The 25,431-nt window shown below is 60.4% G+C and carries 24 protein-coding genes, 1 tRNA gene and 1 pseudogene; 11 read left to right on the top strand and 15 right to left on the bottom strand.

What is annotated here, in order from left to right; genetic code table 11:
• The first annotated feature begins 229 nt into the window (after window positions 1–229).
• The gene (locus QMY55_RS17800; RefSeq protein ID WP_283485481.1) at window positions 230–1,366 is read left to right on the top strand and encodes a branched-chain amino acid ABC transporter substrate-binding protein; all 1,137 of its coding nucleotides are present in this window, start codon (window positions 230–232) and stop codon (window positions 1,364–1,366) included.
• Between the two features lie 163 nt (window positions 1,367–1,529).
• Here the strand turns inward: QMY55_RS17800 and QMY55_RS17795 are convergent, their stop codons facing one another.
• Window positions 1,530–2,447: a LysR family transcriptional regulator gene (locus QMY55_RS17795; RefSeq protein ID WP_283485480.1), complete on the bottom strand. Its 918-nt coding sequence runs from the start codon at window positions 2,445–2,447 to the stop codon at window positions 1,530–1,532.
• 106 nt (window positions 2,448–2,553) lie between these two features.
• Between QMY55_RS17795 and QMY55_RS17790 the strand changes: the two genes are divergently transcribed.
• From QMY55_RS17790 to QMY55_RS17780, 3 genes are all read left to right on the top strand, one after another.
• Window positions 2,554–3,213 carry an NAD(P)-dependent oxidoreductase gene (locus tag QMY55_RS17790; RefSeq protein ID WP_283485479.1) on the top strand — a complete coding sequence of 220 codons (660 nt, stop codon included), beginning with the start codon at window positions 2,554–2,556 and terminating at the stop codon, window positions 3,211–3,213.
• Window positions 3,214–3,348: 135 nt separating this feature from the next.
• Window positions 3,349–3,852: a DUF2127 domain-containing protein gene (locus QMY55_RS17785; protein ID WP_283485478.1), complete on the top strand. Its 504-nt coding sequence runs from the start codon at window positions 3,349–3,351 to the stop codon at window positions 3,850–3,852.
• A 111-nt stretch (window positions 3,853–3,963) separates the two neighbouring features.
• On the top strand, window positions 3,964–5,181 hold the full coding sequence (locus tag QMY55_RS17780; protein ID WP_283485477.1) for a sugar transporter: 1,218 nt from the start codon (window positions 3,964–3,966) through the stop codon (window positions 5,179–5,181).
• A gap of 221 nt (window positions 5,182–5,402) precedes the next feature.
• Here QMY55_RS17780 and QMY55_RS17775 read toward each other — a convergent pair whose 3' ends face one another.
• The 3 genes from QMY55_RS17775 to QMY55_RS17765 form a co-directional block, all read right to left on the bottom strand.
• Complete coding sequence (locus tag QMY55_RS17775) at window positions 5,403–6,371, bottom strand: tripartite tricarboxylate transporter substrate binding protein BugE (RefSeq protein WP_283485476.1); 969 nt, start codon at window positions 6,369–6,371, stop codon at window positions 5,403–5,405.
• Window positions 6,372–6,483: 112 nt separating this feature from the next.
• Window positions 6,484–7,734 carry a CaiB/BaiF CoA transferase family protein gene (locus QMY55_RS17770; protein WP_283485475.1) on the bottom strand — a complete coding sequence of 417 codons (1,251 nt, stop codon included), beginning with the start codon at window positions 7,732–7,734 and terminating at the stop codon, window positions 6,484–6,486.
• A gap of 256 nt (window positions 7,735–7,990) precedes the next feature.
• A complete protein-coding gene (locus QMY55_RS17765; protein WP_283485474.1) occupies window positions 7,991–9,184 on the bottom strand; it encodes an acyl-CoA dehydrogenase in 1,194 nt (397 codons plus the stop codon).
• 197 nt (window positions 9,185–9,381) lie between these two features.
• On the opposite strand from QMY55_RS17765, the gene QMY55_RS17760 reads away from it, so the two are divergent.
• The 3 genes from QMY55_RS17760 to QMY55_RS17750 all read left to right on the top strand — a co-directional run bounded on the left by QMY55_RS17760 (window position 9,382) and on the right by QMY55_RS17750 (window position 11,174).
• The gene (locus QMY55_RS17760; protein ID WP_283485473.1) at window positions 9,382–10,326 is read left to right on the top strand and encodes a LysR family transcriptional regulator; all 945 of its coding nucleotides are present in this window, start codon (window positions 9,382–9,384) and stop codon (window positions 10,324–10,326) included.
• A gap of 78 nt (window positions 10,327–10,404) precedes the next feature.
• The gene (locus tag QMY55_RS17755) at window positions 10,405–10,605 is read left to right on the top strand and encodes a hypothetical protein (protein ID WP_283485472.1); all 201 of its coding nucleotides are present in this window, start codon (window positions 10,405–10,407) and stop codon (window positions 10,603–10,605) included.
• Between the two features lie 104 nt (window positions 10,606–10,709).
• Window positions 10,710–11,174 (top strand): FtsZ/tubulin family protein, encoded by a 465-nt coding sequence (locus QMY55_RS17750; protein WP_283485471.1) that lies wholly within the window; start codon window positions 10,710–10,712, stop codon window positions 11,172–11,174.
• Window positions 11,175–11,224: 50 nt separating this feature from the next.
• Here QMY55_RS17750 and QMY55_RS17745 read toward each other — a convergent pair whose 3' ends face one another.
• From QMY55_RS17745 to QMY55_RS17715, 7 genes and pseudogenes are all read right to left on the bottom strand, one after another.
• A complete protein-coding gene (locus QMY55_RS17745) occupies window positions 11,225–13,147 on the bottom strand; it encodes a DUF262 domain-containing protein (RefSeq protein WP_283485470.1) in 1,923 nt (640 codons plus the stop codon).
• On the bottom strand, window positions 13,144–14,445 hold the full coding sequence (locus QMY55_RS17740) for a DUF262 domain-containing protein (RefSeq protein ID WP_283485469.1): 1,302 nt from the start codon (window positions 14,443–14,445) through the stop codon (window positions 13,144–13,146). Before QMY55_RS17740 ends, QMY55_RS17745 begins: the two co-directional genes overlap by 4 nt.
• Before the next feature lie 25 nt (window positions 14,446–14,470).
• Window positions 14,471–15,256: pseudogene (locus QMY55_RS17735) on the bottom strand (cell division protein FtsZ); the annotation flags it as partial.
• 74 nt (window positions 15,257–15,330) lie between these two features.
• Complete coding sequence (locus QMY55_RS17730; protein WP_283485468.1) at window positions 15,331–15,963, bottom strand: hypothetical protein; 633 nt, start codon at window positions 15,961–15,963, stop codon at window positions 15,331–15,333.
• 14 nt (window positions 15,964–15,977) lie between these two features.
• The gene (locus QMY55_RS17725; RefSeq protein ID WP_283485467.1) at window positions 15,978–16,790 is read right to left on the bottom strand and encodes a PD-(D/E)XK nuclease family protein; all 813 of its coding nucleotides are present in this window, start codon (window positions 16,788–16,790) and stop codon (window positions 15,978–15,980) included.
• Between the two features lie 36 nt (window positions 16,791–16,826).
• Window positions 16,827–17,792, bottom strand: coding sequence for a helix-turn-helix transcriptional regulator (locus tag QMY55_RS17720; protein ID WP_283485466.1), 966 nt, complete (start codon window positions 17,790–17,792; stop codon window positions 16,827–16,829).
• A 72-nt stretch (window positions 17,793–17,864) separates the two neighbouring features.
• Complete coding sequence (locus QMY55_RS17715) at window positions 17,865–19,382, bottom strand: DUF2779 domain-containing protein (RefSeq protein WP_283485465.1); 1,518 nt, start codon at window positions 19,380–19,382, stop codon at window positions 17,865–17,867.
• 152 nt (window positions 19,383–19,534) lie between these two features.
• Here QMY55_RS17715 and tenA point away from each other — a divergent pair, with 152 nt between their 5' ends.
• Window positions 19,535–20,206 (top strand): thiaminase II, encoded by a 672-nt coding sequence (tenA, locus tag QMY55_RS17710; RefSeq protein WP_283485464.1) that lies wholly within the window; start codon window positions 19,535–19,537, stop codon window positions 20,204–20,206.
• 370 nt (window positions 20,207–20,576) lie between these two features.
• Here tenA and QMY55_RS17705 read toward each other — a convergent pair whose 3' ends face one another.
• Window positions 20,577–21,530, bottom strand: coding sequence for a LysR family transcriptional regulator (locus tag QMY55_RS17705; protein ID WP_283485463.1), 954 nt, complete (start codon window positions 21,528–21,530; stop codon window positions 20,577–20,579).
• 87 nt (window positions 21,531–21,617) lie between these two features.
• Between QMY55_RS17705 and QMY55_RS17700 the strand changes: the two genes are divergently transcribed.
• Window positions 21,618–22,541, top strand: a complete 924-nt coding sequence (locus QMY55_RS17700; protein ID WP_407650534.1) for a DMT family transporter — start codon at window positions 21,618–21,620, stop codon at window positions 22,539–22,541.
• Window positions 22,542–22,593: 52 nt separating this feature from the next.
• Here QMY55_RS17700 and QMY55_RS17695 read toward each other — a convergent pair whose 3' ends face one another.
• Window positions 22,594–23,334 carry an LrgB family protein gene (locus QMY55_RS17695; RefSeq protein WP_283485462.1) on the bottom strand — a complete coding sequence of 247 codons (741 nt, stop codon included), beginning with the start codon at window positions 23,332–23,334 and terminating at the stop codon, window positions 22,594–22,596.
• Window positions 23,331–23,714 (bottom strand): CidA/LrgA family protein, encoded by a 384-nt coding sequence (locus QMY55_RS17690; RefSeq protein ID WP_283485461.1) that lies wholly within the window; start codon window positions 23,712–23,714, stop codon window positions 23,331–23,333. The genes QMY55_RS17695 and QMY55_RS17690 overlap by 4 nt, the downstream gene beginning before the upstream one ends.
• Before the next feature lie 195 nt (window positions 23,715–23,909).
• Between QMY55_RS17690 and QMY55_RS17685 the strand changes: the two genes are divergently transcribed.
• A complete protein-coding gene (locus QMY55_RS17685) occupies window positions 23,910–24,128 on the top strand; it encodes a hypothetical protein (RefSeq protein ID WP_283485460.1) in 219 nt (72 codons plus the stop codon).
• Window positions 24,129–24,235: 107 nt separating this feature from the next.
• Here QMY55_RS17685 and QMY55_RS17680 read toward each other — a convergent pair.
• A tRNA-Leu gene (locus QMY55_RS17680) sits at window positions 24,236–24,320 on the bottom strand.
• 39 nt (window positions 24,321–24,359) lie between these two features.
• On the opposite strand from QMY55_RS17680, the gene cysM reads away from it, so the two are divergent.
• Complete coding sequence (gene cysM / locus QMY55_RS17675; RefSeq protein WP_283485459.1) at window positions 24,360–25,265, top strand: cysteine synthase CysM; 906 nt, start codon at window positions 24,360–24,362, stop codon at window positions 25,263–25,265.
• The last annotated feature ends 166 nt before the right edge of the window (window positions 25,266–25,431 follow it).

Below are 25,431 nucleotides of genomic sequence, written 5' to 3'. Positions count from 1 at the left end.
CAGAACGGGGTACCCGGCATGGGGTACCCCGTTTTTTTATGGTCACCGGGCTGCCCCAAGCCTGGGAGGCTTTTTTACGTCTGAGCACAGCTTGGCGCGCTTGCCGATCCATGAAAACGCTGATTGTTGTGCCTGTGTCGCAAGCCTGGTACCTAGGCGATTGCGCCATTGTCAATTGGTGCATCCGAAGAATAAGGTTGCGGCTTATCTCAACCGAGTGGAGTGCGCAATGAAGAATTTTGGCAAGTTGTGTATCGCGACCGTGGTGGCAGGCATGGGCACGGCCGTGATGGCCCAGGAGCAGATCATCAAGATCGGCCACATCGGCCCGGTCTCGGGACCGCAGGCCCACTTCGGCAAGGACGATGAAAACGGCGTGCGCATGGCGATCGAGGACATCAACGCCAAGAATCCGGAAATCGGCGGAAAAAAGGTCAAGTTCGTGCTGGTGGCCGAAGACGACGTGGCCGACCCCAAGCAGGGCACGGCTGCCTCGCAGAAACTGTGCGACGACAAGGTTGCCGGTGCCGTGGCTTTTGTGAATTCGGGCGTGGCGATTCCTTCGTCCAAGGTCTTTCAGGACTGCGGCATTCCCATGATCACGGGCGCGGCCACCAACCCCGATCTGACCAAGCCCGGCTGGAATACCACCTACCGCGTGATCGCCAACGACAACGCGCTGGGCGCGGCGCTGGCCACTTATGCGGCCAAGACGCTCAAGCTCAAGAACGTGGCCGTCATTGACGACCGCACGGCCTATGGCCAAGGTCTAGCCAGCGTGTTCAAGAAAGATGCCGAAAAGCAGGGCATCAAGATCGTTGCCAACGAGTTCACCAATGACAAGGCCACGGACTTCATGGCCATCCTGACTTCCATCAAGGCCAAGAAGCCCGATGCCATCTTCTACGGCGGCATGTATGGCCAGGCCGGCCCCATGCTGCGCCAGATGGCGCAACTGGGCATGAACGATGTCAAGATGTTCGGCGGCGACGGCATCTGCGTGACCGAGCTGGCCAAGGTGGCTGCGGGCGCCAAGCCGCTGGAGAACGTGGTCTGTGCCGACGGCGGTGCATCGATTGCCAAGATGCCTGGCGGCACCGAATGGAAGAAGCGCTATGACGCCAAGTATCCCGGCCAGTTCCAGGTCTACAGCCCGTATTTCTATGATGCGACCATGCTGCTGGCCGATGCCATGAAGCGTGCCAACTCCTGGGATCCCAAGGTCTACATCCCCTTCCTGCAGAAGTCGGACTTCTCGGGCGTGACCTCCAGGATCGCCTTCGAGAAAAATGGCGAGATGAAGAACCCCAGCTATACGCTGAGCCGTTATGTCAACGGCGCCAAGACGCCTATCGATCTGAACTGATAGCGCTTTGTCTCGACAACAGGCCTGCCTTCGTGCAGGCCTTTTTTGTGGCTCGCACTCCAGAATGCTTCTGAAAAAGGAGCTTCTGGCGCTGGATGGATCTCATATTTCAATGGGTACCATTGATAAATCTATGAATATCGGGCGCCAACAGCTTTGAAATTCATAGCGATTGCTGCATGCCTTCCAGCCCGGCAAAGTACTGGCGCAGCACTTCTATGGCCTGGCGCACCTTGGCGCTCAGTGCCTCGCGCTGGGCGGTGACGGCCCAGATATCGAGCTGGCCCATATCCCATTGCGGCAGCAGGCGCAGCAGCCTTCCCTGGCGCAGGCTGGCAGTGACGTCGTGGGCAGACAGCAGGGCCAGGCCCAGGCCGGCTTCGCAGAACTGCTGCACGGCAGCGCGATGGTTGCTGCTCATCTGGGGCGTGACCTGGAGCTGAAAACTCTCGCCGCTGGGACTGTGCTGCCACAGGGCGTTGATCTGCGGCGGTTCGCTGCGGTTCATGTCTAGCCAGGGCAGATCCATCAGATCGCGCGGGTGCTGTGGCAGCTCGCTCAACTGTGCCAGCAACTGCGGGGCGGCGCACAGCACCGTGGGGCTGCGGCCCAGCGGCCGGGCGATCCAGCTGGAGTCAGGCAGGTGACCGAAGCGCAGTGCCAGGTCCACACGCGCCTCGATCAGATCGATGGGCTTGTCATCCATCAGCAGGCGCAGACGCAAGCCGGGGTGCTGGCGCAGCCAGTCACCCAGCGCGGGTACGGCATGCTGGGTAAAGCCTGCCGGTGCCGACAGACGCAGCTCGCCGCTGGGTTGCTGGCGCTCTGCCGCCAGCTCGGCACTGGCGCGGTCTGCGGCTTCGCACATGGCCGCGCACTGCACATAAAAGCGTTGGCCGGCATCCGTCAGGCTGAGCTGGCGGGTGGAGCGGTGCAGCAGGTTGATGCCTGCCTCTTTTTCCAGCTGGCGGATATGCTGGCTGACGGCCGAGGGCGTCATATCGAGCTGGCGGGCTGCCGCACTCATGGTGCCGCGCTGCACCACGGCGGCAAAAATGGCCATGCGTCTGAAATCTTCCATGGTGGTATTTTGAAGTACAGCTTCAAGGTCAAAGTGCCTGCAAGGGGTTTTCCTGCCAATTTTCGCGATTTATTCTTTAGCCCTGTTGAAACACAAGGAGTGAAACATGAAGGTTGCATTGATTGGCGCTACCGGTTTTGTGGGTGCAGGCCTGCTGGAAGAGTTGCTGCAGCGCGGTCATGAGGTGGTGGTACTGGTGCGCCATCCCGAGAAATTCCCGGTGCGCGAGCATGTGCAGATCATCAAGGCCGACGTGCTGCATGCCGACGAGGTCAGGCGCGCCGTGGCAGGCGTGGATGCCGTCATCAGTGCCTACAACGCAGGCTGGACCAATCCGCAGATCTATGACGACTTCATGCGTGGATCGCGTGCCATCGTCGAGGGCGTGAAAGCCGCTGGCGTCAAGCGCTATCTGGTCGTGGGCGGTGCCGGCAGCCTGTATGTCAATGGTCAGCAACTGGTGGACTCGCCCGACTTTCCTGCTGCCATCAAGCCCGGAGCCACGGCGGCGCGCGATATGTATACCGAGCTGCAAAAAGAGCAGGCCCTGGACTGGACCGTGCTGAGCCCGGCCGTGGGCTTTCATGGTGGCTCTGCAGCGCAGGCCAGCGGCCGCACCGGCAACTACCGCAGCGGCAAGGATGAGCCGCTGATGCAGGCCGATGGCCAGCCCGGCGATATTTCGGTGCAGGACCTGGCGGTTGCCATGGTCGATGCGCTGGAGCAGGGGCGCCATATGCGCGAGCGCTTCACGGTGGCCTATTGAGCTTTTTGAAGGCCCCGCAGCCAGAATCTGCGCAGGCCTTCAGATCGGCTCTGATGCAGGAGAACAGTGCCATCGCAGTGCCTGTTCTCCTGTCCGTTTTTATATAGTGGTGCTTTCCGCTTTCCTGATTCCGCTGTGAACTCTCAGACTTCGCTTCGCGCTGCCGTCAAGACCATGGCCTTGTTCGAGGCCCTCAAGGGCGTCGCGGCCTTGATGGCATTGCTTGGTCTGCTGAGCCTGCTGCACCATGATTTGCACCATCTGGCCATGGAGCTGATCGGGCATTTCGGTCTCTCGCCGGATCAGCGTTATCCGTCTTTGCTGCTGGATGCGGTGGACCGGCTCAATGTCACGCCCGTGCACACGCTGGTGCTGCTGGGTGGCTTGTACGCGGTGGTCCGCTTTATTGAGGCCTGGGGCCTGTGGCTGGACAAATCCTGGGGCGAATGGTTTGGCGTGCTGGCCAGTGCGGTCTACATACCGTTTGAAGTCCGCCATGTCATGCATAAAAGCAGCTGGCAGGCCGTGCTGGTGCTGGTCTTCAATCTGTTGCTGGTACTGGTCTTGCTGGCGCGTCTGATGCAGCGGCGCAAAGAGGTGGCGGCGCGTTGCCTCACCCCTGCCAGCGCTGCGGAATAAGCCCGTCCTGCCCCGGTACTGACACGGGGCACGCGCACAATCTCCGCTTTGTGCAGCTTGAGGCCTTTTTGGGGGCCGTTTTTGCGCTGCACTGCATTCGTTTGCCCATTCATGACAGAGCCTTTCGCTTCTTCCTCCATTTCCTCTTCTTCAGCACGCACCAATACCCAGGCCTGGCTTAGCGTCATTGCACTGGCGCTGGGCGCTTTTGTCTTCAACACCAGCGAGTTCGTGCCTGTCGGTCTGCTCAGCAGCATCGGCGCCAGCTTTGGCATGCCGGTGGAGCAGGTCGGGCTGATGCTGACCATCTACGCCTGGGTGGTGGCGCTGGCCTCGCTGCCCTTCATGCTGCTTACGCGCAAGGTGGAGCGGCGCAAGCTGCTCATGGGCGTTTTTGCGGCGTTTGTGCTCAGCCATCTGCTGTCTGGCATGGCATGGAGCTATGTGTCGCTGGTCATCAGCCGCATCGGCATCGCGCTGTCGCATGCGGTGTTCTGGTCGATTACGGCATCGCTGGCCGTGCGCGTGGCACCGTCGGGCAAGAAGGCCATGGCGCTGAGTCTGCTGGCCACGGGCACCTCGGTGGCCATGGTGCTGGGCATTCCGCTGGGCCGCATCGTGGGCGAATGGCTGGGCTGGCGCATGACGTTTCTGGCCATTGGTGCTGTGGCTGCGGTGGTGATGCTGGTGCTGGGCAAGCTGCTGCCGCTGCTGCCCAGCGAGAATGCCGGCTCCCTGTCCAGCGTACCCATGCTGTTCAGGCGTCCGGCCCTGGTCGGCATCTATGTGCTGTTGGTGGTGGTGATTACCGGCCAGTTCACGGCCTATAGCTATATCGAGCCCTTTGTGCAGGATATTGCCGGCCATGCCGGCGATGTGACCACGGCCGTGTTGCTGCTGTACGGCGGCATGGGCATTGTGGGCAGCGTGCTGTTCGGCTGGTTCGGCCTGCGCTTTCCGCGCGGCTTTCTGCTGACGGCCATAGCCGTGCTGGCACTGAGCCTGTTGCTGCTGGTCATGAGCAGCGCACATGTCTGGAGCCTGTATCTGCAAAGCTCGGTCTGGGGCATTGCCATGATCTGCTTTGCGCTGTCCATGCAGTCCAAGGTGCTGAATCTGGCGCCGGACGCCACCGATGTCGCCATGTCCATGTTCTCGGGCATTTTCAACATCGGCATCGGCGGCGGCGCGCTGCTGGGCAGCATCGTCAGCCAGCAGTGGGGCATGACGCATATCGGCCTGGTGGGCGGCCTGCTGATAGCCATGGGCGGTGCGCTCTGGTTGCTCATGATGGTGAAGCTGGCCGAGAGCTTCCGTTTGAAGTCCTAGTTTGCTCAGCTATACCGGCGTGGCTGCATGAGCATCTGACTTGTGCATGGGATGCGGTCAAGAAAAAAGTCCTCGCAGGCATTCACCTGCGAGGACTTTTTCTTTGTATTGCCGCCGGGCCGCCTCTAGGCAATAAGCGGTCCCCTTGGGGAGCGCCCGGCGCAGGGGCTGCGGCCACAGGAAGTGGGCAAGCGCGGGGGCGCTGTATAGGCTGAAGATGCTTAATCGTCCATCTTCAGGTTCTGCTTTTGCACCACGTTTTTGTAGACGGCCAGCTCCTCGGCCATCTGCTTGGCAAAGGCTTCGGGGGTGTCGGCCATGATGATGGAGCCGCTTTCCTCGATGCGCTTTTTCACGGCCGAATCCTGTACGGCCTTGCGTACGGCGGCATTGATCTTGTCCACCACTTCCTTGGGCAGATTCTTGGGGCCGACGATGCCGTAGTACGCCATGCGGTTGACCTGAGGCAGGCCCATTTCCTTGAAGGTGGGCACATCAGGCAGCACGGCCAGGCGCTGGGGCGCTGCGACGACGATGGCCGTCAGGCGCTTTTCCTTGACGAAGGGCAGGGTGGAGGGGAAGTTGTCAAAAATCAGCGGCACCTGACCGGCAACCGCATCATTGAGCGCCGGGCCCGATCCCCGATAGGGCACGTGGGCCATATCGGTCTTGGTCTCGAGCTTGAACATTTCCATCATCAGGTGGGTGATGGAGCCCTGGCCGGGAGAGGCGTAGGAGTATTTGCCGGGGTTGTTCTTGATCTCGGCCAGGAAGCTCTTGTAGTCCTTGCCCGCAAATTTGGGGTTGGCGGCAATGATGTTGGGCGTGGCGGCGATGTTCACGATGGGCGTGAAATCGGTGGCGACGTTATAGGGGATCTTGGGGTTGATGGCCGGGTTGGTGGCCGTGGTGGATACGGTGGCAATGCCCAGGTTGTAGCCATCGGGCTTGGCGCGTGCGGTTTCCGCCGCGCCGATGCTGCCGCCGCCGCCGCCCTTGTTTTCCACCACCACGGACTGGCCCAGTTCCTTGCTCAGCGGCTCGGCGATGACGCGGGCAATCAGGTCGGTGGTGCCGCCAGCGGCAAAGGGCACCAGCAGGCGGATGGGCTTGTTGGGATAGCTGGCCTGGGCTTGTGCTGCGCCACAAAAAGCCATGGCGGCCAGCACGGTGGCTGTGAACTTGAACATCGATGTCTCCTTGGTAATGTGATGTGCAGTGCGCTTTTTTGAAAGCTGCCTGCAGTTTTTCGGGGCTTGAGCCCTCTTGAATGAAGAAGCAGTCTTGGCCGGGTGTATGGCCTCAAACCACTCCTTGTTGGTGCAGCGCGGTGATGCTGTCTGTGTCCAGACCGAACTCACGCAGAACTTCTTCAGTGTGCTGGCCCAGGGCCGGCGGCGCACTGCGATAGGTGACGGGGGTGCCCGACAGGCGCATGGGGTTGGCCACCGTGGCCACGGCGCTGATGCCGTCCCCCGCGCTGCGCGGCAATGTCTTCAGAATGCCGCGCGCCTTGACCTGTGGGTCTTCAAAGGCCTGGGCGACGGTGTTGATGGGGCCGCAGGGCACGGCCTTGTCTTCGAGCAACGCAATCCAGTCGGCCGTGGTGCGCAGCAGCATTTGCGGCTTCATCAGCTCCAGCAGCGCGGCGCGGTTCTGTACGCGGGCGGTGTTGGTGGCAAAGCGTGCATCCTGCGCCCAGTTGCCTTGGCCTATGGCCGTGCAAAAGCGCGCGAACTGGCCGTCGTTGCCTATGGCCAGCAGCACATTGCCGTCCAGCGTGGGGAAGTCCTGGTAGGGAGCGAGGCTGGGGTGGATATTGCCTGCGCGGCCTGGTGCCTTGTCGGTGGCCAGAAAGCCGGCGGCCTGATTGGCCAGCACGGCCATGCCCACATCCAGCAGTGCCATGTCTATGTACTGGCCTTCGCCTGTGGAGTGCCGTGCATTGAGTGCGGCCAGGATGGCGTTGCTGGCATAGAGGCCCGTAAACACGTCGATCACGGCCACGCCGACCTTGAGCGGGCCGCCGCCGGGTTCGCCATCGGCATGGCCGGTAATGCTCATCAGGCCGCACATGGCCTGCACCATGAGGTCATAGCCCGCGCGCTCGGCATAGGGGCCGTCCTGGCCAAAACCCGTGATGGAGCAATAGACCAGGCGCGGGTTCAACACCTTGAGACTCTCATAGTCCAGACCGTATTGCGCGAGTCCTCCGGTCTTGAAGTTCTCCACCACCACATCGGCCTCTTGCGCCATGCGCTGCAGCAGTGCCCGGCCTTCGGGGTGTGCCATGTCCACGGTGAGGCTGCGCTTGTTGCGGTTGCAGGCCGTGAAGTAGCTGGCCTCGCGCGTATCGTTGCCCGCATCGTCCCTGAGGAACGGAGGGCCCCAGTGGCGCGTATCGTCGCCAGCAACAGGGCGCTCCACCTTGACCACATCGGCCCCCAGATCGGCCAGCATCTGCGTGGCCCAGGGGCCCGCCAGCACGCGCGACAGATCCAGCACCTTGATGCCTGCCAGTGCGCCGGTGGGAGTGGATGTGGATGCGTTCATGTCGGAGGGCCCGGTAAAGCGAAACAATGAAATAAATAGCTGCTTGCGCTTTATTTGTCTGGACTCTGGTCTGAAAGCCATTCAAAACCCAGACAAATCAAGCGGTACCAGCTAACAAATGAATAGCGGTGGTTGGCATCGCCCCGAGGTAAGGGCCGCCAGCAAGAGCCGCCTCGCGGCGAAGCTGCCGTCCCCCTCCCGAAGAGAGAGGGGGAAGCGGCGGGGCCGCCTAGGCGCAGCCGCTCAGGGGGAGCTATCAGTTCGCAAACGCCGCGATACCGGTCTGGGAACGGCCTAGGATCAGCGCATGCACATCGTGCGTGCCTTCGTAGGTGTTCACCACCTCCAGGTTCACCAGATGGCGGGCCACGCCGAACTCGTCGCTGATGCCGTTGCCGCCCAGCATGTCGCGCGCCATGCGGGCGATGTCCAGCGACTTGCCGCAGTTGTTGCGCTTGATCAGCGAGGTGATCTCGATCACGTTCTGGTGCTCGTCCTTCATGCGGCCCACGCGCAGTGCGGCCTGCAGGCCCAGCGTGATTTCAGTCTGCATATCGGCCAGCTTTTTCTGGATCAGCTGGTTGGCAGCCAGGGGGCGGCCGAACTGCTTGCGGTCCAGCGTGTACTGGCGGGCGGTGTGCCAGCAGTCCTCTGCCGCACCCAGCGCGCCCCAGGCAATGCCGAAGCGGGCGCTGTTCAGGCAGGTGAACGGGCCCTTGAGGCCGCGCACATCGGGGAAGGCATTCTCTTCGGGGCAGAACACGTCGTCCATGACGATTTCACCGGTGATGGAGGCGCGCAGGCCCACCTTGCCGTGGATGGCAGGCGCGGACAGGCCCTTCATGCCCTTTTCCAGCACAAAGCCGCGGATCTGGCCCACGGTGCCGTCCTCGGAGACTTCCTTGGCCCAGACCACGAACACGTCGGCCACGGGGCTGTTGGTGATCCACATCTTGTTGCCCTTGAGGCGATAGCCGCCGTCGACCTTGTAGGCGCGTGTGGCCATGGAGCCGGGGTCGGAGCCGTGGTCGGGCTCGGTCAGGCCGAAGCAGCCGATGAACTCGCCCGAAGCCAGCTTGGGCAGGTATTTCATCTTCTGGGCTTCGGTGCCGAATTCGTTGATGGGCACCATCACCAGGGACGATTGCACCGAGGCCATGGAGCGGTAGCCCGAGTCCACGCGCTCGATCTCGCGCGCCACCAGGCCGTAGCTCACATAGTTCAGGCCCGCGCCACCGTACTGCGTGGGAATGGTGGGGCCCAGCAGGCCCAGCTCGCCCATCTCGCGGAAGATGCTGATGTCCACCGATTCATTGCGGAACATGGCTTGCACGCGGGGCTTGAGCTTGTCCTGGCAGTACTCGCGCGCTGCGTCGCGGATCATGCGCTCGTCTTCGGTCAGTTGCTGGTCGAGCTGGAAGCAGTCGTCCCACTGGTAGCCATTGGCCATGTTCATCTCCTGAATGCAAGGTGTCGGGTTGCAGGCGCATTTCGGCCTGAGTGCTTGCACACATATTAGGTTTGCAGAACAGGGGCTGGCAAACGATGATTAATCATCTATGGATGAGGAAAACGCATGTATAAACGAGCTATTCAGGGTTTTCCCGTTGTTTTTTCGTTGATTGATGCGCTTTAAGCACAAGAGATATGCGCAGAGTTCTCCCTTCCACCCAGGCTCTGGCCTGCTTCGAATCGGCCGCCCGCCATGTCAGCTATACCAAGGCTGCGCAGGAGCTGTCATTGACGCAGAGCGCCGTCTCGCGCCAGATCATTGCGCTGGAGGAATTTGTGGGCGTGACGCTGTTCAAGCGCACGCGCCATGGCGTGCTGCTGACCGATGCAGGCCGGCATTACGCCACCCAGGTTGGGCGCTGGTTGCAGGGGCTAGAGCGCGACACGCTGGATCTGATGAGTCATCAGGGCGAGGGCGGCCCCATCAATCTGGCGGCCGTGCCCACTTTCGCCACGCGCTGGCTGCTGCCGCGCCTGCCGCAGCTGGCACAGCAGCACCCCGACATCACCGTGCATATCGATGTGCAGACCCGGCCTTTCCTGTTTGCCGACACGGTGTTCGATGCTGCTCTCTACGCGGGCACGCCCGAGCAGGTGGTGCGCTGGCCCGGTGTGCAGGCGCAGTGGTTGATGGACGAAGAGGTCGTGCCTGTGTGCAGCCCGCAACTGCTGGCCACGGCCCAGCAGCGCGACCCGGGCCGCGCCTGGCTGCCGGTGGGCCCCGAGGTGATTGCCAGGATGCCGCTGCTGCAGCAAAGCACGCGTCCCCAGGGCTGGCGCCAGTGGTTCGACGTCATGGGCGTGGATGCGCCGCGCGCGCTGGACGGCATGCGGCTCGAACTGTTTTCCATGCTGGCCGTGGCTGCCAGCCAGAGCCTGGGCGTGGCGTTGATCCCGCCCATGTTGATCGAGCAGGAGATTGCGCGCGGTGATCTCATCGTCGCCTGCCCCCAGCCACTGCGCGGCAACCGCGCCTATTACCTGGTGACGCCGGAGCTGGCCGCGGACGCCGTGCCCGCACCGGCGCTGCGCGCCTTCAGCCAGTGGCTGCAGGCCTGTGCTCAGCCAGCGCGGGGGTAGGAGGTGCACTGTTGCGGCACAAGCTGTCGCAAGGTGTGCTTACGCTGAGGGCTCCCATCAACCTGCAAAGGAGCCTGCATGTACACAGCCAAAATTGAACACAACATCGTCAAAATTTTTGAAATCCGCACGGGCAGCATCAAGCGCAACATCGGCTGCAGCAGCTACAAGGGAGCGGTATCCGCCAATGTCACGGGTGATCAGGTGGCTGTGACTTGCGGCGATGGCAAGGTGCGGGTCTATGACATTCGCACCGGTTCGCTCAGGCGCACGCTGTGATGCGGCTGCGCCTGGTTTCCTCGAAAGAAGGCCGCACTTGCGGAGTTGCCGTCGCGGGCATTGGCGGGGCGGGCTGCAAGCTGGTGCAGCTTAACCGTCAATCCATGGCATCCCGCCCAAACCTGCAGCATCTGGCCGTCAATACCGACCGCAACACCATCGCCGGGATTGAGGGAATGCCTTCCATCCTGCTGCATGCCGATGCATCGGGTACCGAGGCCGTCATGCCCTGGCTGGTGCAGTGCAAGGCACTCTGCTTGCTGGCCGGACTGGGCGGCCGTGCCGGCTCCACTGCCACCCCGGCCCTGGCACGTCTGGCCCATGATGCGGGCCTCTATACCGTGGTGCTGGTAGGCATGCCTTGCGATTGGGAAGGCCGCAGGCGCCGGACAGCTGCCTTGCAGGCCCTGGATAGCGTGCAGAAATATGCGTCGGAAACCGTCATCATCCACGGCGATGAAGTGGCCCGGCGTTTGGGGGATGACTGCGCCATGATGGATTGCATCGCGCAGTGCGATGCGCTGCTGCTGCGGGAGCTGGAAACAGCAGTCGCATCGGAGGTGATATGAGCGCAGGGTGAGCGTTGGAGTCTTTGCGCTTGAGTAGCAAGCGCTGGTAGCTATTCTTTTTGCATATCCTCCTCAAGCAGTGCCAGCATTTCCGCATGATGTTTTGCCACTTGTACGTCGCCCCAGCCTTCGCGGAGTGTGATCTGCGCCATTCGTTGGAGCTTGGGGCTTTGCGTTTCTATCGTGTTCCTGAAATTCTCGGCCTTGGCTTTGGGAAGGCTGTTGCTGAACTTCGAGTTCGCGCTGACGCTGACCAGTGCGAGGTTGCCCAGAAGATGGAGATTGCCGCCCGAGACGGGGGTACCTGACTGCTCCTTGTCAGGGTGCTGCGGATAGAAATGCTCGATGGAATTGCGGAACTGAAACTTGAAATTTCTTTTCGTTTTCTCATCCAGGAGCAGATAGTCGAGATAGGTGAATACGATGCGGGCAATGCCAAACTCCTGCGGTCTTTCCCTGGCGTGCAGAAATGTGGCAGCCACTTTGGCACGGGCAAAGCGCTTCAACAAACGGGCGAGGTCGGCACTGGAAATGGCTTGCGGGCTTGGCTGCTTTGCCAGCCATTGCAGGGTTTGGGTCATCCAATGCATGGTGCGTGGCGATGTGTAGGTGATGCGCAGCATGGACTGGAGAAGCAGCACGTCACGTGTATCGGAATCCGGCTCGCTGTCTTGCTCCGGGTCGCTGTGCCGGAAGACCTGGGCATAACCAGGCATCGGCTTGCTGTTGGACCCACTCCTCTTCAGGCGCTGCAGTGACCAGTCTCCTTCGTCATCCTCGGTACTGCTTGCAAATTGGCGCTTCAGGATGAAACCGTCGAAGAGGTTGCGGCATTTGAGTAGCGTGAAGCCAAAGTCCCGCACCCATTCAGCCCGATGCGCTTCGGGAACATTCTTGAGAATTTGGGTGAATGATTGAATGAGGCGCTTGTCGTCAAGCTGAGCTTCATCCTCGTCCTCGCCGCCGTTTTTGACTTTGAGGACGTGCAGCAGGAAGACCGGAAATTCGATGGTGGAGCGAAAGCGCTCATTACCTTCCTCTGCGCTGGATTCCGGTTTGCCGTCATGGGCGTATTTTTGCAAGGCTTCGTCCAGAGACAGAGCAAGGTTTGACGTGGCCGCGTTGGGATTGGCATGGGCTGATGCGTGCACGCCCAGAAGAGCCGTGAAGTCCGTGAGTGCCAGCCAGGACCAGTCATCGCCAAAAATGCGGTCGCGCAGCCTCGTATCCCCACGGGTCAATGACATTTGCACATACGCATCCATATCGGCGCATGCATCCCAGATCCAGGCGAAGGTGGCTCGCTCGGGGTCGGGCAGCGCACTCATCAGGCGTGCCTTGACGATGTCCACTTGCTGGAGTTGCTGCCCGCGCGTATTCATGATCTCGAAATAGCGGTTGAGATCGGTCTTGGGCGGAAGCGATGCGCGCACCAGCGTCACCCGGGTGCGCAAGAAGTCTGCGAACCTGTGCCGCTGGAGCTTTTCATGCTGCCGGATGTATTGCTGGATGATGTTGAAGCCTGCGTGGATTCCGCTGTCTTCATCGGTCATGGAATCCTGTGTCTGCCCTGCACGCAGAGAGGATTCCTGCCCCACGCGCCGAAGCGCCTCCGTGGCCCGTGCCCGTGATTCATATTGCAGGCGGCCTTTGTGGCTGGAACAGGGGCTGGAGCCATCGGCCTCCAAAAATGTCAGCAGCAGATAAAGCGTGGTGAGCCGTTGCTGTCCATCAATGACCTCAAAGCCGCTGTGGGTGGCGTTGCTAGAACCTTTTGGGGTGACGACGAGATTGCCCAGGAAATATCCGTTTTCCTCGTGAGCCACGGCATCCTGAATATCGCTGATGAGCTGCTCGATCTGCGCGGCCTGCCATGCATAGTTGCGCTGATAAATGGGCACGGTGTAAATAGCGCCCTGCTCGAACAGCCCGCTGACAGTGAGCAATTCGGGGTGTAACTGGTCTTTGCTCATTGCGTGTTCTCCTTGGCGATGAAGGCCGCGAGTTCTTTCTCATGCTCTGGACGGCACGGCTTGACTGCCACAGAGAGCCGTTGAATAGCCTGCTCTTTCACGGCGTTGCGCAGCAGGACGAAGGGCGATCCGGCTGCATCATCTTTGCCACGCGCCCAGTTATCCGCAGAAACGTATTGCACGCGAACCATTGCCACGCGCAGGGCGTAGGCCCAGGCGAACAACTTGCCACGGGCTTGCGCCAAGCCGTTGCTGCCGAACTTGTTCGTGTAATAGAGCAGGGCGGAGGCGAACAACTCATAGACATACCGATAGCGGCTTTGCGTTGGGCCGAATGAGCCAATGCTTTCCTTGACTTCTTTTTCGAGCGCTGCCAGTTCTTCGAGCATGAACGACACCATTTCGAAAAACGGCCGACCCGCGATCAGCGGTGCATCCAGCTGAAAGCGGCTGCGCTGCGCATCCCGGCTGTCCTGGGTTCTGGGCGCAACCCAGGCTGTCAGTAGAGGCATCGCGGCCTGTGCTGCCAGGTGATACCGCTCGCTTGGCGCAAGTGTGCCATCGTGAGCCTGGGGCGAGATGCCCTTGAACAGGGCTATGTCGTGGATGGAAAACCCGGGTGCGCTCTTGCCGCGCGACCAGCGGGCAATGCGGTAGAGAAAGGTCGAAAACAGCCTGTCGAGGTCTTCGTCGCGTACGGACTCCCAGGTTTCGACGACGGCTGCCTTCATTGCAGCGGATTCACTCTGCATCTCCCGCAGGTGATATGCCTTGAGCAGGTCGTGGGGCGCCAACGGCTTGCCGCGATAGTTCTGGGAGTCGAACACGCGGAAGGCCTCGTCCACGTCATCGGTCACGATGCGCACCAACTGGCACCGGGTGCTGATGAAATCGCGCAGGCTCTTTTTCTCTGCCGCCTCAAGCCCGGCCAGTCTGTGCCCCAGTGCCCGCCATACCCGGAACACCGGCGTTTCGTTGTCCTCATTCGCAGGCAGCACGGAGAACAGGTCTTCGGACTGGAGAGTCGCCAGGATCATGCGCAGCGTCAGCAGCCTTTGCTGGCCATCGACCACATCCAGCCAGTCGCCCCTCTCGTCGCGGCACTCGTAAAGAATGAGCGCACCCAGCACGTAGGGAGCATCCTGGTTTCTGGCCCACGCATCCTGGAGGTCATCCACCAGCTGCAAGGCCGTTGAGGGGCGCCAGCTATAGGGGCGCTGGTATTCGGGAATGCGCAGCTTTTGCCCGAGTACATCCTGCACGCAGATGGCGCTGACCCCGGCCGCTTTGATTGCCATGTGTTTTTCCCTGGTGTTTTCAGCCTGCCAGGCCGGTCGCCACCACGGTCACGCGGAGGCTGTCGCCCAGCGCATCGTCGTAGGCCGCGCCATAAATGACATGGGCGCTGGGCAAACTGTTGGCGGTGATGACGCTCATGGCCTGGCGCGATTCGAATAATTTGAGGCTGCCCTTGGCCGCTGTGACCAGCACCAGCATGGCCTTGGCGTCCGAAAGCTTGATGCCTGCCACGGCTTGAGCGGCGGCAAGGCGAGCGCGCTCCGGGCCGCTGGCCTGGGCTGTACCCACCAGGGCCCTGCCGGGCTCGCGCATGACGGTGCGGACATCTTGAAAGTCCACATTCACATGGCCGTGCTCGTTGAGGATGGCGGCGATTTCACCCACGGCAGTCTTGGCGATGCCGTGCAGATGGCCGATGGGCGTGACGATCAGAGAGTCCACATGGGCTTGCAGTTCGGCCAGAGCTGTATCGGTACTCTCATCGGGTGTGCCGAGCAGGCCGACGCTCAGAATCCCCATGGCCTTGGCTTCACGCGCAATCGCAGTGGCAATGGCAATAGCAGCCTCCGTATCCGCGCCGTCATCCAGGCCAGCCGTGATGAACAGCAGATCCGTGCCTGCGATGGCGGCACGGATCTGCTGCAGCTGTGCCTGGCTGTCCGATAGCGCTTGCGCATTGGTATGGAAGCAGATGCATTCCACGCCTTGCATCCCGCGTTCGCGCATGTGTTCGACCACATGGCTGCCGCCATGGCCGATGCCGATGACCTTGATCTGTGTTTCCAGGCTGAAATTCTCTGCTTCAGTCATGCCAATGTTGGGTTTGAAATTGATGCTTAAAAAGGCTGCCAGACCTTGTACAGAAAGCGCTGACAGCTATCTTCTTAGGAGTCTTGCGACGCCAGGGCGCTTTCCATGATGGCTTCGAAGATGGGGACGGATTGCTTCAGCTTTTCGAGCGCGTCACGTAATGGCTCAAAGCATTCATCGTCGGACGTGAAGGGGTCTTCTGCTTGCCAGCTTTTTGCCAGCTCTTCGTTGCTGAGTGTGATGGGTAGAAAGAAGTGGCCTTCGAACTGCTTGAAGCCGATTTCTTTCAGGCTGATCTTCTGTTCTTCTGGGAGCGATTTGATATGAGCATCCCAAGCGCGCTTTCCGCCAAAATGCTTGGTTTCTACGCCAAAGAAGAAACCTGCTTCGCAGTTATTGCTGGATTTATTGCAAAAGAGAGATACCCAATAATTATCATTATCGTCATCAGGTTCTGTACTCTTTATTTCAAAATATGCTTCAAGGCCATCTTCATTTTCCCAATTTTGGGGGCGAAGCCAATTATCAAAGTTTTCTTCTAACTGAAAATTTCCATTCCAATAATTTTCATTTGAAAATACTTCAACGCATTCATCTATACCTTTCAATATTTTTGGATTTATGGACTTTTCAAAAAAATATACAGCTTCACTGAAGATTTGAAAATTATTAAGAATGAATTCTCCAGATTTTTTGATTTCAGACATTTTTTCTCCTTGGGTTAAAGTGAACGGATGTGATTGAGATAGGTTTTGACAAAGAAGTCGGCATTGCCTTGTATGGCCAGCAAGTCGTTTTTTCTGAGGTTCTGGTGATTTTTCATACTCTCCTGCAAGATGCGGCTCAATTGATACCAGGACAGGCAGACGAGGCTGTCATCCTCATGAGAAGGTTTTCCTCCATGGGGCGTTAGATAAACAACGGCCCAGGGGGTGCCATGCTGCCTGGCCCGCTTTTGGGCTTGCTCGCAGTAGCGCTCCACTTGCCTCGGTTGTTCCAGCGCATCAATCTTGGCTTCGATGACGAGGTAGAAATGATCGGCGTCCATTTCGATATCCGCCCGGTTACCGCTTTCGCCATTCAGGTTGATTTCTGTGCGTACCTGGCAGCGTTTTCCGGCAGCGAGGGGGAATGCCGGAATATGCTGCTGAATATGGGCCAGCAAGCCTTGCTGCAGCGCAGGCCCATAGCCGTGGCTGCCATGGGGATTCAGCAGCCAAGAAAGCAGGCTGACCACGCGCACTTCGTCGCGGCCCAGTTTCATCAAGCGCAAAGGGTCAAAGGCAATGGCGCTGTGGCGCGATGCTTGCAGCGGCTTTTCGAGTGCGGTGAAAAAATCGGCCAGCTTTTGCGTATCAATGGATTTTTGCGCGGGCGGTGGCGCCGGCGTGGCTTTTGTCTCTTGCCGATGGCAGGCGTCGAATTGCTGAAAGAATTGGGCCAGATTTTCTGTGAAGCTGTGTTTTTCCACTGGAGAGCGAATTTCTTGCCAGTTGCTGAAAAAATACTGCAGGGAATGAAGTGATGCTTGCATTTTATGGGGTTGAATCTATTGGAGGAATTGAAATAATCACTTTCTGATTTTTCTACGTTTCACGTGATCGACTGAATCGCCAAACCCCCGCAGCCACCATTCCAGCATCGCGCTGTCCACGACGGTGGCCTTGACCTCCATCCAGTCCTCATCAATGTCCCGGATCTGCTGGTCTGGGGACAACGGCGTTTCGCGCAGATGAAAACCGGCTTCTTTTTCAATCTGGAAAGACAGTGCTATCCGCTGCCCTTCGCCAAAACCGAAGCGCCCGTCGTCTTCATATTGCTGCAGATCAAATTCCTCCGGGCGCTCGAAGGTGAGGGTGGAGGCCTGGGCTTTCAGGATGCGGTGCAGGGCCAGGCTGCGCTCGTTGTCAAAGCCGTCGTAGCGGCAGACCAGGTACAGGCGCGGGCCTTGCTGGGCCAGGCCCAGGGGCATGACCTTGGCGGATTTGCAGCTGCCGGCGGCGTTGCGGTAGTCCAGCTCCAGCCAGCGGTTGGCGTAGAGGGCTTCGCTGACCTCTTCCAGCACGCCGGGGACGATGGCGGGCGGCAGCAGCGGCTGGCTGGTGGCGACCACGCGCACTTTGTGCGGCCATTGGCGTTCCAGAGCGGTGCCGGGTGCGTCGCTGAGATTGCGTCGGGCCTGCGTGAAAAAGCCATCCATGGACTGCTTGAGCCGCGCGGGCAGCAGATGCTTGAGCTGTTCCTGGGCCAGTTGCAGCAGCAGCGATTCCTGCGGCGTGAGGTGGGGCACGGCCAGGCTGTGGGCCTGCTCTTTCCAGCGGTAGCCATAGGGCTTGCTGCGGTCGTCGCGTTCGATTTCGAAATGGGTGGAGAGCATTTCCAGCTGGCGCTGGATGGTGCGCAAATCGCGCTCCATGCCAGCGTCCTTGAGCTGGCGGTGCAACTCGCCGGTAGTGATCTTGCGCCCGCGCGGGATGCGGCGCAGCAACTCAACGGCAAGGCGGACGGTCTCTAGCGTGTCTGGGCGTGCAGGCATGCGTTCAGTTTCTCATGGTTACAACTTGCGCAAGGCGAACTCAGGCGCGATGTTTTTTGATGGAAACGACTCTCATGCATCCTGTTTTGCCCAAGCCTTGACGGTGTTGCCGGTGAATGCGGCCCACAGCCGCACCATGGCCCAGGTGTCGAGATGGCAGTAGGCGCGCAACTGCCGCTTTAATAGCGCCTTGCGTGCCACGCCGGTGGCGGGGGCGATGGCTTCCAGATAGGCCTGTTGTGCTGCGGTCCCATCCTGTACGCCGTCCAGTTGCTCGTAGCGCAGATCGGGGCATAAGGCTGGGAGCACGGCCTTGATGCTCCAGCTGCCTTGCTGGCTGGGGTGGTAGTAGTGCTGGCGGGCCACGGGCAGCAGGTCCACCACGCGCGCGTTGATGGCTTGCAGCGCCGGGGCCAGGCGCGGGTGGCGTTCGGCCAGCTCGCGGATGCGGGTGGTCTCGAATGCGGCGTTGTAGACGAATACCGGGCCGCGTTCGCCGCAGGCGGCTATGAGGGCCTGGGCAAAGGCCCGAGAGGGATTGTTGCCGGAAAGATCAAGAAAGGCATGATGGGTGGCCAGTCCCGTGCGCCCGAGGCGGTGCACGCTGAACTGGAACGGAATCTGCTGGTAGGGCCGGGTGCCTTTCCAGATGGGGACGGCGAACTGGATGGTTTCGAAATCGATGAAGTAGCCCGGCAGCTTGTGTGCTGCCAACGCTTGCGAGGCGGCGTGCTGGTCGAAATAGGCCCGATCCGCGAGGGTGGCGGCTTTGACGCGCTGCTGGGTGCTGTTGAGCAGGTCATTGGACAGCTCACTCAGTTCGCGGATGTAGTGCTTGGAAATATGTGCCTTGAGCGCCTGGCTGCGGCGAGGCAGCCAGTGCACGGGATGCTGGGCCTGGGGCTCCTGGCTTTGGCAGTGGGCGATGAAACCGCATTCGTAGGGTGCGCTGCACTGTTCGCTGGTTGCGATGCGCGGCGGCTGTTTGCGCGCCACAATGGCCTGGGCCTCCGTAATCCAGCCACGCACCTCGCCGGCCCGCGCAAAGGCTTCCTCGGTCAGGTCTTCTTCCACCAGCAGGCCTTGGTAGTCGCTATTGCCTGGGTAGGTCCAGTTGCTGTCGATGTGCGCGAGCGCGACGGAGCGCAGCGGCACGCCGCTGGCACGGGCCAGAAAGGCCTGAATGGCGGCGTCGTCGCGGTGGTAGTCCTTTACGCAGGTAGCGGACTTGACCTCCACCATGTGCCAGCCCACGCGGCTACCTCGGCCCGTTGGCAGCATCACATCGGCAAAGGCCAGCGCGCCTTCGGCGCGGAAACCTGCTTCAAAGATAGGCTGGGCGGTCTGCAGCAGGGCTTGGGTGCGTGCCACGGCGGCGTCAAGGCCTTCGGCCTGCGGGTCGATCAACTTGCCGCGGCGCAGTGGGTCGTAGATTTGCCGCGCTGCCTCACCTACCTGGTGGCCGGCTGCGTGAGCGGCCTGGATGGTGCCAGAGTCCTCGCAGGCTTCGGGCAGGTGGACTTCCAGCCAAAGGCGCTTAGGGCATTGGCGGTAGGCGAGGAGCTTGGATTTGGACAGGGTGCGCTGCATGGGGCTTCGGCAATTTCTCGGGATAGCTAGATCATCCCGAGGTGTGCGACAAAATGTGTCGCACACCGGAAGTCTCAAATTCGCAGCCAAAATGCCATACAACGCAGGTGCCAAGGGCGCTACCTGCTATGAATTAAAGAGGAGTCAGATTCATGTCGTTCAGTCAAGACCTGTGGCAAGCCAACCAGGCGCTGTTCCAAAGCACGCTGGAGCTGCCCTTCAACCAGGAGCTGGCGGCCGGTACCCTGAGCCAGGAGCGTTTTCGCCATTACATGATTCAGGATGCGCATTACCTGGTTGCCTATGGCCGTGCACTGGCCGTGACGGCGGCCAAGTCCGATAACGCCGAGGGCGTGGTGCAGTTTGCCAATGCCGCCAATGAGGCTGTGGTGGTGGAGCGCGCCCTGCATGGCGGCTTTATGCGCGACTTTGGCATCACGCCCGAGCAGTTTGCGGCCACGCCGCTCACGCCAGCCTGCCATCACTACACCAGCTATCTGCTGGCCACGGCCTGGAGCGCCACTTACCCGGTGGCCGTGGCCGCCCTGCTGCCCTGCTTCTGGATCTATGCGGAGGTGGGGCGTGACATTCATGCGCGCTCGGCCAAGGACAATCCTTATCAGGCCTGGGTCGATACCTATGCCAGCGAGGAATTCCACGCGGCCGTGCGCGGCGTCTGCGCCACGGTGGACCGCCTGGCCGAAGAAACGACCGAGGCCACGCGCGCGGCCATGCATGCTGCCTACAAGGACGCGGCCAGACTGGAATGGATGTTCTGGGACAGCGCCTATCGTCTGGCCGATTGGCAAGAGGCGCTGCGCTGAGTGCTGAGATTTTGAGGTACAAACGGGGTGCTGATTAAAAAATAATCAGTACCCCGTTTTTTCTGATGTGACAAAGACTTAACTTGCTTATTCAAGTGCTTGCTTGGGCTTGTCCACAAGCTTGTAGCGATTTAGTGGGGAGAACTGCTTTGCAGCCCAATTCAGACATGCGTGAGTTGCTATGAAATGAAGAGTTTGAGAGTTCTGAGCCTTGCAGAGTGTGATTTGCCTAAAAATTAAGCGTGTATTGGGAAGTTGTTTGAAAACAATGACTTGGTCTGCTTATCCTGCTGACTGTCGAGCTTTGTCCACAAGCTTGTAGCGCTCCGGTGGGGAGAACTTGCTTGGTGAGGATATCGGTTCTTGGCTCTCAGCTGGGGTGGCGCTGGCCCGCCTCGACCAGATGGTCTATCAGTGCCCGCACCTTGAGCGGCAGATGGCGTGACGGCATATAGAGCGCATAAGCGGTGCGCGGTGCGTAGTTGCCCGTCAGCAGCCAGTCGGGCAGAACCTGCACCAGCGCGCCGCTGCTCAGCACGGCCTGGGCGGCAAAGTCTGCCACCAGGCCTATGCCCTGATGCTGCAGCGCCAGATTGATGATGCCCGTGCTGCTGTCCATGGACAGCGGTGCATGGACGGCGACTTCGGTCACTGCCGGTTCCTTCCCGCGGTCTTCGCCATGCGTCCATTGCAATCGGCTTTGAAAGTCGCCATAACCCAGCGTGATGCAGGCCACACCATGCTGGCGTCCCAGCTCCAGAGGGTGCTCGGGTGGCTTGATCAGACCTTGAAGATAGGCTGGCGAGGCCACGGCGATATAGCGCACCTGACGCAGCGCACGCGCCACCATATGGGGTGGCAACTGTTCGGGGCGGGTCAGTCGGATGGCCAGATCCAGGCCTTGCTGCGCCAGATCCTGCATCTGATCGCTGAGGCTCACTGCGATCTCGAGCTCGGGCCATTGGCGGCGCAGCGCTGGCAACTGGGCGCTGAGCCAGATCTCGCCAAAGATGGTCGGCGCCGTCAGCCGTACCGTGCCGCGCGGCACGCCGCTGTAATGGCCGGCAATGGCGTGAATGTCGCTGGCCGTCTGCGCCAGCTGGCTGCAGGCGGCATAGACCTCAGCACCCAGCTCGGTCAATGACAGGGAGCGGGTCGTGCGGTGCAGCAGTTGCACGCCCCAGTGAGCCTCCAGTCGACCCACGCTGCGGCTGACGGCTGAAGTGGTCAGATTCAGCTGGCGTGCCGCGGCGGCAAAGCTGCGCAGCTCCACCACTTTGGCAAACACCAGCATTTCAGGGACCAGACCTGGTTCTATGCTCATGGCAGAGGTTTATTGTTGAACTACAGGTAATAGTAAGTGGAATCAAGCTGTATTGATGCATAAAAAGGTTTGATGGACGATGCAACCATGACTTCCAAGACATCTTCCTCGCTGCAAGCGTTGGCTCCCAATCCGGCGTTGGCCATGCCGCCGCAATCTTTCGATACCTCCGGCGGCAGCTGGCGCATGGTGCTGGCCATGTTGCTGTCGGGCACCATTGGCCTGCTGGTGGTGGAAAGCGGCCTGCCCGTAATGCTGGTGGTCTGGCTGCGCTGCCTGCTGGGGGCGCTGGGGCTGGCGGCCTGGGTGGCATATTCGCGGCAATGGCTGCGGCCCACACGGGCTGAAGTCGGGTGGCTGGCCGTAGGGGGGCTGGCATTGGTGTTGAACTGGGTCTGCCTGTTCACGGCCTATGGCCATAGCTCGATTGCCGTGGCGACCGTGGTCTATCACGTTCAGCCTTTTATCCTGTTGTTGCTGGCCGCGATGCTGGGGCAGGAAGCCATGCCTGTGCGCAAGCTGCCCTGGCTGCTGCTGGCGCTGGTCGGCGTGGCTTTGAGCAGCGGTCTGCTGGAGGGCGGCCATGCCGCATCCTGGGCCGGCGTGCTGCTGGCGCTGGCTGCGGCCAGCTTGTATGCCGTGGCGACCCTGGCAACCCAGCGTCTCAAGCGGTTGTCTGCCGCGCAGATCGCCATGCTGCAGATGGTGATGGGGGTGCTGGCACTGGCCGTGCCAGCCTGGCAACTGGCGGCAAGTGCGCAGTTTTCGGCGAAGGCCTGGGCCGCTGTTGCTGTGCTGGGTCTGGTGCATACGGCCTGGATGTACACGCTGATGTATGCGGCCTTTCAGCGGCTGAGCGCACAGGCGATTGCGGGTTTGTCATTCATCTACCCGGTGGTGGCTGTGCTGGTGGATCTGCTGTGGTTTGGCCACCATCCGGCGCCTTTGCAGGCACTGGGCATGGTGCTGATCCTGCTGGCGGTCTGGGCGTATCGAAAAGGAAAAAGTTAGATGCTTTCCGGCTCAAGCCTTTATGGATAGAGCGCGGAAAGCCATCAAAAAATCAAATCCAGGGTGTGATGGCCAGCACCAGAGGCATCAGCACGGCCGTGGCCACGCCGTTCAAGCCCATGGCCAGGGCGGCAAAGGCTCCGGCTGTGGGGTTGACCTGAATGGCGCGTGCCGTGCCAATGGCATGGGCCGTCAGACCTATGGCAAAGCCCTGTACGGCGGGGTCCTTGATGCGCAGAAAGCGGCACAGCAGGGGCGTCATCATGGTGCCGCTGATGCCGGTGATGGCCACGGCCACGGCGGCCAGCGACGGCTTGCCGCCAAAGCGCTCGGCCATGGGCAGGGCAATGGGGATGGTCGCGGACTTGGGGGCAACGGCGATCAGCGTGGCTTCCGAGCCGTTGAATGCCCAGGCAATGCCCAGCGCAGAGAACAGAGCCACCAGGCAGCCCACCAGCAGGGCCACACTGACCGGTAGCCACAGTTGCTTGATACGCTCGCGCTGGGCATAGAGCGGAATTGCCAGGGCCACGGTGGCAGGGCCAATCATCAGGCCCAGCAAAGACACGCCGCTGCGATAGGTTTCATAGGGTGTGCCTGTCAGCAGCAAGATGCCCACGATGACCAGCACGCCAGTGAACACGGGGATCAGAGTGGGGCGGTTGCCGCTTTTCCTGTAGATGGCCATGGCCACCAGATAGACCACCATGGTCAGCACCAGCCAGGGTAGTGGTGAGGCATGGGCCAGCCCTGTCCAGGCAGCGGAGAGGCGCTCCAGCAATGGGGTATTCATGCGGCCTCCTGCTTGTTACCGGTGGCCGCTTCTTCCTTGGCGCGCTGGCGTTGCAGGAAATAGTGAAAGGTCAGCGCCGTTGCTGCAAAAGTGATGGCCGCTCCGCCCACGCAGGCCAGTACAAAGGGCAGCCATTCGCGGCGCAGATGATCAAACTCCAGCATCACGCCCGCAATCACGGGGATGAACAGCAGCATCATGTTCTGCAGCAGCACACTGGCCGTGTCCTCCAGCGGCTTGGGCAAACGCTTGTAGAACAGCAGGCCGATAAGCAGCGTCAAGGTGCCCACCAGAGCGCCTGGCAGCGGCAAGCCCGTGGCACGCACCAGTAGCTCCCCCAGCAAATTGAAAGCGAAAAGAGTGGCAAGCGCGTACAGCATGGCGGCAGCTGGCTCCAAAATGAAAGTGACAGAGCGCAGCGATCAGCGCTCTGTCAAGAATCTGAAAAGAGGAATGAAGTTAGGTAAAGCCGGAAGTCGGCTATTGCGCGATGCTGCCAGCAGGTCTATCTTGGGCCTCAGGCGCTCCGGGGCCGGAGCGGCCAGCGTCATCGAACGAGCTTAGGAGAAATCATCATGCAAACCGCAGTCTACCGCGCACCAGTGTATGAACCAACGGTCGATGAATTGGAGACACTCAAGAAGCTGGAAATGGGTGAGGACGTCTCTTTGTGGTCTGCCGCCAAGGAGTATCTGTCCAAACGACTGTTGGAGCGCGGGCTGGTCACACAGGATGCGGAGCGCCATTGGCATATCACGGAAGCTGGACGCACGGTGATTCGCCGCACTTTCTAGGCACCTAGGGCCCGCAAAACATGGTCGGTGACCATGTGTTTGAACGGCAATAAACAGGCAAAGAAAAAGCCGCTAAGTTCTTGAAAACTTAGCGGCTTTTTTGTATGTGGTGCCCGGGGCCGGAATCGAACCGGCACGCCTTGCGGCGGGGGATTTTGAGTCCCCTGCGTCTACCAATTTCACCACCCGGGCTGGCTTAGCGCAGGCAGGAATTATGGCACAGTATTGGACATGAAAAATTATTTGACCATCGAACATGCTATCGGTCACACGCCGCTGGTGGCATTGCAGCGTATCGGCGCAGAAGCGAACCGTGAGCGCGGAAATGTGGTGCTGGGCAAGCTCGAGGGCAACAACCCCGCAGGCTCGGTCAAGGACAGGCCGGCACTCTCCATGATCCAGCGTGCGGAAGAGCGCGGTGAGATCAAGCCTGGTGATGCGCTGATTGAGGCGACCTCGGGCAATACCGGCATTGCCCTGGCCATGGCGGCTGCCATCAAGGGCTACCGCATGATTCTGATCATGCCCGAGGACCTGTCCATCGAACGAGCCCAGACCATGAAGGCCTATGGTGCCGAGCTGATCCTCACGCCCAAGAGCGGCGGCATGGAATATGCACGTGATCTGGCTGACCAGATGGTGGTCCAGGGCAAGGGCGTGTTGCTGGATCAGTTTGCCAACCCCGACAATCCACGTGCCCACTATGAGACCACGGGGCCTGAGCTGTGGGAGCAGACCGGTGGTGAGATCACCCACTTTGTGAGTGCCATGGGCACCACGGGCACGATTACCGGTGTGGCGAGGTTCCTCAAGGAAAAGAACCCCAACATCAAGATCATCGGCGCCCAACCCGCCGAGGGGTCGCGCATTCCCGGCATCCGCAAATGGCCCGAGGAGTATCTGCCCAAGATCTATGACGCTTCGCTGGTCGACGAGCTGGTCTATGTGACGCAGGACGATGCCGAAGACATGGCCCGCCGCATGGCGCGCGAAGAGGGCATCTTCGCGGGTATCTCGGCTGCCGGTGCCCTGTGGGTGGCCCAGGAAATTGCCAAACGCGAGCAGAGCGCCACCATCGTGTTTGTGGTGTGCGACCGTGGTGATCGCTACCTCTCTACAGGCGTGTTTCCGGCATGAGCAATGTCTTTTGCGTGATAGCGCAAAAGAGAATCAACGCTCCAAATGACAGTCAGCGCTTATCCATCAAGCGCTGACTGCTATCAATATCAAGAATAGGACTTACGCAAACAAGAATGCAGCAGCGGCCTGCCTTATGAGACAGACGCCTCGCCTGAACCCGTTT

Source organism: Comamonas resistens, assembly GCF_030064165.1.
GTDB classification, from domain to species: Bacteria; Pseudomonadota; Gammaproteobacteria; order Burkholderiales; family Burkholderiaceae_C; genus Comamonas; species Comamonas resistens.
Note: the sequence above shows the minus strand (reverse complement) of the source record. Positions and strands in the feature narration are given on the sequence as shown.

Bases quoted from the DNA above. Each gene is read 5' to 3' on its own strand.
- QMY55_RS17800 (WP_283485481.1), top strand. From the start codon at position 230: ATGAAGAATTTTGGCAAGTTGTGTATCGCGACCGTGGTGGCAGGCATG.
- QMY55_RS17770 (WP_283485475.1), bottom strand. From the start codon at position 7,734: ATGAACGCATCCACATCCACTCCCACCGGCGCACTGGCAGGCATCAAG.
- QMY55_RS17690 (WP_283485461.1), bottom strand. From the start codon at position 23,714: ATGCTGTACGCGCTTGCCACTCTTTTCGCTTTCAATTTGCTGGGGGAG.
- QMY55_RS17700 (WP_407650534.1), top strand. From the start codon at position 21,618: ATGACTTCCAAGACATCTTCCTCGCTGCAAGCGTTGGCTCCCAATCCG.
- QMY55_RS17745 (WP_283485470.1), bottom strand. From the start codon at position 13,147: ATGAGCAAAGACCAGTTACACCCCGAATTGCTCACTGTCAGCGGGCTG.
- QMY55_RS17715 (WP_283485465.1), bottom strand. From the start codon at position 19,382: ATGCAGCGCACCCTGTCCAAATCCAAGCTCCTCGCCTACCGCCAATGC.
- QMY55_RS17790 (WP_283485479.1), top strand. From the start codon at position 2,554: ATGAAGGTTGCATTGATTGGCGCTACCGGTTTTGTGGGTGCAGGCCTG.
- QMY55_RS17730 (WP_283485468.1), bottom strand. From the start codon at position 15,963: ATGTCTGAAATCAAAAAATCTGGAGAATTCATTCTTAATAATTTTCAA.
- QMY55_RS17750 (WP_283485471.1), top strand. From the start codon at position 10,710: ATGGCATCCCGCCCAAACCTGCAGCATCTGGCCGTCAATACCGACCGC.
- QMY55_RS17765 (WP_283485474.1), bottom strand. From the start codon at position 9,184: ATGGCCAATGGCTACCAGTGGGACGACTGCTTCCAGCTCGACCAGCAA.
- QMY55_RS17760 (WP_283485473.1), top strand. From the start codon at position 9,382: ATGCGCAGAGTTCTCCCTTCCACCCAGGCTCTGGCCTGCTTCGAATCG.
- QMY55_RS17775 (WP_283485476.1), bottom strand. From the start codon at position 6,371: ATGTTCAAGTTCACAGCCACCGTGCTGGCCGCCATGGCTTTTTGTGGC.
- tenA (WP_283485464.1), top strand. From the start codon at position 19,535: ATGTCGTTCAGTCAAGACCTGTGGCAAGCCAACCAGGCGCTGTTCCAA.
- QMY55_RS17695 (WP_283485462.1), bottom strand. From the start codon at position 23,334: ATGAATACCCCATTGCTGGAGCGCCTCTCCGCTGCCTGGACAGGGCTG.
- QMY55_RS17795 (WP_283485480.1), bottom strand. From the start codon at position 2,447: ATGGAAGATTTCAGACGCATGGCCATTTTTGCCGCCGTGGTGCAGCGC.
- QMY55_RS17755 (WP_283485472.1), top strand. From the start codon at position 10,405: ATGTACACAGCCAAAATTGAACACAACATCGTCAAAATTTTTGAAATC.
- QMY55_RS17740 (WP_283485469.1), bottom strand. From the start codon at position 14,445: ATGGCAATCAAAGCGGCCGGGGTCAGCGCCATCTGCGTGCAGGATGTA.
- QMY55_RS17780 (WP_283485477.1), top strand. From the start codon at position 3,964: ATGACAGAGCCTTTCGCTTCTTCCTCCATTTCCTCTTCTTCAGCACGC.
- QMY55_RS17720 (WP_283485466.1), bottom strand. From the start codon at position 17,792: ATGCCTGCACGCCCAGACACGCTAGAGACCGTCCGCCTTGCCGTTGAG.
- cysM (WP_283485459.1), top strand. From the start codon at position 24,360: ATGAAAAATTATTTGACCATCGAACATGCTATCGGTCACACGCCGCTG.
- QMY55_RS17725 (WP_283485467.1), bottom strand. From the start codon at position 16,790: ATGCAAGCATCACTTCATTCCCTGCAGTATTTTTTCAGCAACTGGCAA.
- QMY55_RS17705 (WP_283485463.1), bottom strand. From the start codon at position 21,530: ATGAGCATAGAACCAGGTCTGGTCCCTGAAATGCTGGTGTTTGCCAAA.
- QMY55_RS17685 (WP_283485460.1), top strand. From the start codon at position 23,910: ATGCAAACCGCAGTCTACCGCGCACCAGTGTATGAACCAACGGTCGAT.